Raw genomic sequence first — 6,466 nt, 5'->3', positions numbered from 1 at the left:
CAGGAGTTCATCACCCAGTTGGGTCGTAACTTCCAGGTGATCTACGAGCAGGCCAACGCCCACGGCCAGAAGGTGCAGAGCGCCGGCAGCAACATGGCCAGCACCGACAGCGCCGTCGGGTCCAGCTGGGCCTAGCGGAAACCGGCTGACGGCGGCGCGCCGCCGTCACCGTTGAGCAGTGCAACACCGACCCCCGGGCACTGGGTGCCCGGGGGTCGGTTCGTCTCCAGGGATCAGAACCGGCCGCCGCCGCCCATGAGGCCGCCGCCGGAGGAGCCCGACGAGCCGAACGAGGTGGGGCTCCAGCCGCCGAAGCCCCCGCGCATCGCCCCGCCGAGCACGTTGCCGATGATGATCCCGCCGATCATGGCGCCGGTGTCACCGCCGCCGCGGCCCGCGTAGACGCGCTGAGCCTGCTGCACGTCGGCGTTCGCCAGGGCCTGCGCCTGCGCGGCCAGCGTCGACGCCGCGTTGGCGTGCGCGATCGCCTCGGCCGGGTTGGTCGCCCTCTTGTCCTGCGCGGCCCGCAGGTGCCTCGCGGCTTCGGCGAGCCGGGTCCGGGCCTCCGCTCCGATGCTGCCCCGGCGGGTGTCGATGTATTCGGAGACGCCGCGCACCCGCGCCTGGGCGGTGAACAGCGCCTGCTCGAAGGACCGGTTGAGCCGCTCGGCGTTCGCCTGCTCCTCGGCCACGGCGTCCAGGGCCCGATCGAGGTCGGCGCCGGCCTTGGTGAGCCGGGCGAACGCGCCGAGGGGATCGGCGGAACCGCCGGGGCTGCGCGCATAGTCCAGCGCCCCGGTCGCCGCGTCGCGGGCCGCCGTCAGCTCGGCCGCATGGCCCGGCGCCTTCGGCAGAAGCTCGCCGGCGCGCTGGACCGCCGCCCGAATGTCGTCGACGGCGGCCGGCAACGCCGCGACGGCGTGCCCGATGTCCGTCGCCGCATTGTCGATCGCGTCCAGCAGCGCTCGGGCTTGCCCGAGCGCCGATTCGGCGGCGTGGTAGGCATCCACCAATCCCGTCTGCTTGCCCATTTCGGCGCGGCCGGCCAGAGCGCGGGCCGTACTGATGTTGCGGTCGGCGAACGCCAGCCTCTCCCTGGCGCCCGCGACGTTGCCGGACACCGAAGTCAGTGCCGTGGTGTCGAATTCGTTGCGCAACTCGGCCAGCCGCCGTTCCGCGGGGTCGATGCGGCTGGTGAGTTCGACGTATTGCTCGGTCAGCGCGTCCAGCCGCGACGGGGCGTTGAGCACCAGATCCCGCAGCTCTTCGAACGCCTGCGTCTGCGATTCGAGTTCGCGGTCGGCGCGTGCCGCCGAGACGATCACCCGGGTCAGCAGCTCGCGGCGTTGCGCAGGCGTCTCGGGGATGCTGTCGTCGAGCTGATGTCGGACCGTAAAGGCTTGCGACAGCGCCGCTTTGGCGTTGTCGACCGCCTCGGTAAACGGCTGGGTCCGCTCGGTGCCGAACTCGTCGATCGCCAGGCTCAGCTCGTTGGCGCTGGTGCGCACCGCGTTGTCGACGTCGACCACCATCGAGCGCGACAGGTCGTCGAGGGCCTCCAACGGCACGCCGGCCAGCGCGGTGGCGTCGGTCGGGTCGAGGCGCCGCGCCGCGGCCAACGCGGCCGCGCGGCGACGGCGACGGCGATAGCGCATCACCACCAGCAGGGCCGCGACGGCGAGGGCGATGCCAAGCAATGCGATCAGCAGGAAGACGCGGCCCGACGCCGGCGGCGAGGTGTTGAGCCCGTTGGCCGCGGCGATCGCGGCACCGCTCCAGTCCCCGTTGTGCAGGGCGGGTTCAATCCTGGTGCGCCGCAACTGATCAACCTGGCCGGCGTTGACGCTCTTGATGGCGGACGGGACGAAGAACGCGTACGCCCGGCCGGTGGTGGCCACGGCCAGCAGGGCGTCGTAGTCGCCGAGCTCGCTGGCGGCCCTGGTGCGCCGCGCCCAGTCCGCCGCGTTCTGGCCCGAGAAGTCGTCGACGTAGACCACCCACAGCCGGATGTGGCGATCGGCGTACAGCTTGTCGATGGCCGACGTCACCGCCGCGCGGCCGGAATCCGACAGGACCTTCGCGCTGTCGGTGACCTGATCCGGCAGCGGAAACGGCGGCTGCGCGCGGCCCGGCGGCGCCAGCAGCAGCGCCCCGCACAGGCTTGCGAGGACGGCCAGCATCACGCCGAGCGGCCGAGCGGTGCGCATAGGTCAATGTATCCCGCGTTGCCTGGCAGACTGTGCTTCGGTGATTAACAGGTGACCGGGCAGCAGCAAGACCCATACGACGACTTCGACCGCCAGCGGCGGGTGAACGAAGCGCCGAAAACTGCGGGTCTGCCCGGCACGGAAGGCCAGCACCGCACCGACTTCGCCCGCGACCGCGCCCGGGTCCTGCACAGCGCCGCGTTGCGCCGGTTGGCCGACAAGACGCAGGTGGTCGGGCCGAGGGAAGGTGACACCCCGCGCACCCGGTTGACGCACTCCCTGGAGGTCGCCCAGATCGGGCGGGGAATGGCGGTGGGGCTCGGTTGCGACCTCGACCTGGTGGAGCTCGCCGGCCTGGCCCACGACATCGGGCATCCGCCGTACGGGCACAACGGCGAGCGGGCGCTCGACGAGTTCGCGGCCGCCTACGGTGGCTTCGAGGGCAACGCGCAGAACTTTCGGATCCTCACCAGCCTCGAGCCCAAAGTGCTTGATGAGCAAGGAAATAGCGCGGGCCTGAACCTCACCCGGGCGGCCCTGGACGCGGTCACCAAATACCCGTGGACCCGGGGCGAGGGTCCCGCAAACGGGACACGCAAGTTCGGCTTCTACGACGAGGACCGCGAGCCGGCGGCGTGGGTCCGCACCGGCGCGCCGGCCCACCGGACCTGCCTGGAAGCCCAGGTCATGGACTGGGCCGACGACGTCGCGTATTCGGTGCACGACGTCGAGGACGGCGTCGTCTCCCAACGCATCGACCTGCGCGTGCTCGCCGACGACGACGAGGCGGCCGCGCTGGCCAAGCTGGGGGAGAGCGAATTCTCCCGGGTCAGCGCCGACGACTTCATGGCGGCGGCGCGGCGGCTGTCGGGTCTGCCCGTGGTCGCCGCGGTCGGCAAGTACGACGCCACACTGGCCGCGTCGGTCGCGCTCAAGCGACTGACCAGTGAACTGGTGGGCAGGTTCGCCTCGGCCGCCATCGCGACCACGCGCGCGGTCGCCGGGCCCGGCCCGCTGGTGCGCTACCGCGCCGACCTGCAGGTGCCCGACCTGGTCCGCGCCGAGGTCGCCCTGCTGAAAATACTGGCGCTGCAGTTCATCATGTCCGACCCCCGGCATCTGGAAGCCCAGGCCCGGCAGCGCGAACGCGTCCACCGGGTGGCGCACTGGCTGTACGCGGGGGCGCCCGGAACGCTCGACCCGGTGTACGCCGCGGCGTTCACCACCGCCGCCGACGACCGGGCCCGACTGCGGGTCGTCGTCGACCAGATCGCCTCCTACACCGAGGGGCGGCTGGAGCGCATCGATACCAGCCCCGCGAGCGGCTAGCGTTAGGCTCCCGGCATGACCAAACTCGCCGCCGCCGCCGTCTTGCTGTCGCTTCCCGTCGTGGCCGTGACCGCCTGCAGTTCGCCCCAGCACGCGACCAGCCAGACCGGCACCACGCCGCCGGTCCAGAGCGCTTCCCCGGCCACCTCGGCGACATCGACCCCGGCGCCCGCCGCGGGCTCGCTCACCGCCAACTTGAAGACGGCCGACGGGAAGGAAGTCGCCACGGCCACCATCGATTTCAGCAACGGCTACGCCACCGTCACGGTCAAGACCGTCGCCGGCGGGATCCTGACCCCCGGCTTCCACGACATGCACATCCACTCGATCGGCAAATGCGAGCCCAACTCGGTCGCCCCGACCGGGGGCCCACCCGGGAACTTCCTGTCCGCCGGCGGGCACTTCCAGGCGCCCGGGCACACCGGGATGCCCGAAAGCGGTGACCTGTCGACGCTCGAGGTGCGCCAGGACGGCTCGGCGTACCTCGTGACCACCACCGACGCGTTCACCAGGGACCAGCTGCTGGCGGGCGACAAGACCGCGTTGATGATCCACGGCGCCCAAAACACCGAAGGCGCGATGGATCGGATCGCGTGTGGGGTCATCGGGACAAGCTGACGCGGCCGGCGTCCTAGACTGAGCCGATGGCCGGCCGGATCTCAGATCGCGATATCGCCGCCATCCGCGAACGGGCCCGCATCGAGGACGTCGTCGGCGACTACGTGCAGTTGCGCCGCGCCGGCGCCGACTCCATGAAGGGCCTGTGCCCGTTCCACAACGAGAAGTCGCCGTCGTTCCACGTCCGCCCCAACCACGGCCACTTCCACTGCTTCGGCTGCGGCGAGGGCGGCGACGTGTACGCGTTCGTCCAGAAGATCGAGCACGTCAGCTTCGTCGAGGCGGTCGAACTGCTGGCCGACCGGGTCGGCCACACCATCAGCTACACCGGCCCGGCCACCAGCGTGCAGCGCGACCGCGGCAGCCGCAGCAGGCTCGTCGCGGCCAACGCGGCCGCGGCCGAGTTCTACGCGGCGGCGCTGGAGTCCGACGAGGCGGCGCCGGCCCGCCGGTATCTGGAGGAACGGAACTTCGACGCCGCGGCGGCCCGCCATTTCGGCTGCGGATTCGCCCCTTCGGGCTGGGACTCGCTGACCAAACACCTGCAGCGCAAGGGTTTCGAGTTCAAGGAGCTCGAGGCGGCCGGCCTGTCCCGGGAGGGGCGCCGCGGCCCGATGGACCGCTTCCACCGGCGGCTGTTGTGGCCCATCCGCACGTCGGCGGGCGAGGTGATCGGGTTCGGGGCGCGCCGGCTGTTCGACGACGACCCGATGGAAGCCAAGTACATCAACACGCCCGAGACGCTGCTGTACAAGAAGTCGGCGGTGATGTTCGGCATCGACCTGGCCAAGCGCGACATCGCCAAGGGCCACCAGGCCGTCGTCGTCGAGGGCTACACCGACGTGATGGCGATGCACCTGGCCGGGGTCACCACGGCCGTCGCCTCCTGCGGCACCGCATTCGGCGACGAGCACCTGGCGATGCTGCGCCGGCTGATGATGGACGACAGCTTCTTTCGCGGCGAGCTGATCTACGTCTTCGACGGCGACGCGGCCGGCCGGGCCGCCGCGCTCAAGGCGTTCGGCGGCGAGCAGAACCTGGCCGGGCAGTCCTTCGTTGCCGTCGCGCCGGACGGCATGGACCCCTGCGACCTGCGGCTCAAGTCCGGCGACGCCGCGCTGCGCGACCTGGTCGCGCGGCGAACGCCGTTGTTCGAGTTCGCCATTCGCACCACGCTCGCCGACGTGGACCTGGACAGCGCCGAGGGCAGGGTCGCCGCGCTGCGCCAGTGCGTGCCCATGGTGAGCCAGATCAAGGACCCCACGCTGCGTGACGAGTACGCCCGCCAGCTCGCCGGCTGGGTCGGCTGGGACGACGTCGCGCAGGTCATCGAGCGGGTGCGCGGCGAGGCCAAGAAGTCGCGGTCCCCGGCCCGGGGCGGCCCCGGGTCCGAGCCGCCGCGCCGGGCCGAGCGGGAGCCCGCCCCGGCCAGGCGAGCGGAGCCCGCCGCGGCCCGCCCCGACCCGCGCGACCCGATCCTGTGGCCCCAGCGCGAGGCGCTCAAATCGGCGCTGCAGTACCCGGCGCTGGCCGGCCCGGTGTTCGACACGCTGACCGTCGAGAGCTTCACCCACCCCGGCTACGCGGCCGTCCGGGCGGCCATCGAGGCCGCCGGCGGCACCTCCACCGGGGTGACCGGGGCGGAGTGGATCGACGCGGTGCGCCAGCGGACCACGTCGGCCCTGACGGCGGGCCTGATCAGCGAGTTGGGGGTCGAGGCCATCGCGGTCGACGACGAGAAGCTACCGCGCTACATCGCCGGGGTGCTGGCCCGCCTGCAGGAGGTCTGGATGGGCCGGCAGATCGCCGAGGTCAAGTCCAAGCTGCAGCGCATGTCGCCCATCGAGCAGGGCGACGAGTACCACGCGCTGTTCGGCGACCTGGTCGCCATGGAGGCCTACCGGCGCAGCCTGTTGGAGCAGGCTAGCGGGGACGATCTGACGGTGTGAGGGCCGGCTCGGCCGGTCGCTCGACCACGGCCGTCTGCTCGTCGATCTCGGCCAGCGTCACGAAGCCGGTGTCGGGGGAAATGCGATTCGCGACCTTGCGACGCCCCCCTTCGATTACCGACTTGGCCATGGGACTGCTGGTCAGGGCCCGATAGGTGCCGACGATCTGCTCGTATCGGCGACGCCCGGCCTTCGAGCCCAGCACGTAACCCAGCCCCAGCACCACGACATACCGGATCAAAGCGTTCCTCCCGACGATCGATGGCTCCATCCTGCCTCACTCGGCGGGGTGCGTGCGCGGTCGATCCCCGTATCCTGCTAGTTGGGCGCGGTCAAACCAGTACGCTAGAGTCGTCCCGCGGT

General features: G+C 71.5%; 5 protein-coding genes and 1 pseudogene. 4 read left to right on the top strand and 2 right to left on the bottom strand.

Going from position 1 to position 6,466, the window contains the following annotated elements; translation table 11 throughout:
• Positions 1 to 135: pseudogene (locus AWB89_RS25450) on the top strand (type VII secretion protein EsxI); the annotation flags it as partial.
• A gap of 98 nt (positions 136 to 233) precedes the next feature.
• Here the strand turns inward: AWB89_RS25450 and AWB89_RS25445 are convergent.
• Positions 234 to 2,207, bottom strand: a complete 1,974-nt coding sequence (locus tag AWB89_RS25445; RefSeq protein WP_085177449.1) for a TPM domain-containing protein — start codon at positions 2,205 to 2,207, stop codon at positions 234 to 236.
• A gap of 51 nt (positions 2,208 to 2,258) precedes the next feature.
• Here AWB89_RS25445 and AWB89_RS25440 point away from each other — a divergent pair, with 51 nt between their 5' ends.
• From AWB89_RS25440 to dnaG, 3 genes are read left to right on the top strand one after another with little or no spacing between them, the layout of a single operon-like run.
• Complete coding sequence (locus AWB89_RS25440; RefSeq protein ID WP_085177447.1) at positions 2,259 to 3,536, top strand: deoxyguanosinetriphosphate triphosphohydrolase; 1,278 nt, start codon at positions 2,259 to 2,261, stop codon at positions 3,534 to 3,536.
• A gap of 15 nt (positions 3,537 to 3,551) precedes the next feature.
• Positions 3,552 to 4,154 (top strand): superoxide dismutase[Cu-Zn], encoded by a 603-nt coding sequence (gene sodC, locus AWB89_RS25435; RefSeq protein WP_085177445.1) that lies wholly within the window; start codon positions 3,552 to 3,554, stop codon positions 4,152 to 4,154.
• 26 nt (positions 4,155 to 4,180) lie between these two features.
• Entirely contained in the window at positions 4,181 to 6,103 is a 1,923-nt protein-coding gene (dnaG, locus tag AWB89_RS25430; RefSeq protein WP_085177443.1) for a DNA primase, read from the top strand.
• Here dnaG and AWB89_RS25425 read toward each other — a convergent pair.
• Positions 6,078 to 6,344, bottom strand: a complete 267-nt coding sequence (locus tag AWB89_RS25425; RefSeq protein WP_066970020.1) for a hypothetical protein — start codon at positions 6,342 to 6,344, stop codon at positions 6,078 to 6,080. The genes dnaG and AWB89_RS25425 overlap by 26 nt on opposite strands.
• Between the last annotated feature and the right edge of the window lie 122 nt (positions 6,345 to 6,466).

The sequence above is a fragment of the Mycobacterium paraense genome, assembly GCF_002101815.1.
Lineage (GTDB): Bacteria > Actinomycetota > Actinomycetes > Mycobacteriales > Mycobacteriaceae > Mycobacterium > Mycobacterium paraense.
The sequence above is the reverse complement of the archived record's forward strand: the minus strand, read 5'-3'. Positions and strand labels throughout refer to the sequence as shown.

Excerpts from the sequence above, each read along its gene's own strand:
- AWB89_RS25445 (WP_085177449.1), bottom strand. The coding sequence starts at position 2,207 with ATGCGCACCGCTCGGCCGCTCGGCGTGATGCTGGCCGTCCTCGCAAGC.
- sodC (WP_085177445.1), top strand. The coding sequence starts at position 3,552 with ATGACCAAACTCGCCGCCGCCGCCGTCTTGCTGTCGCTTCCCGTCGTG.
- dnaG (WP_085177443.1), top strand. The coding sequence starts at position 4,181 with ATGGCCGGCCGGATCTCAGATCGCGATATCGCCGCCATCCGCGAACGG.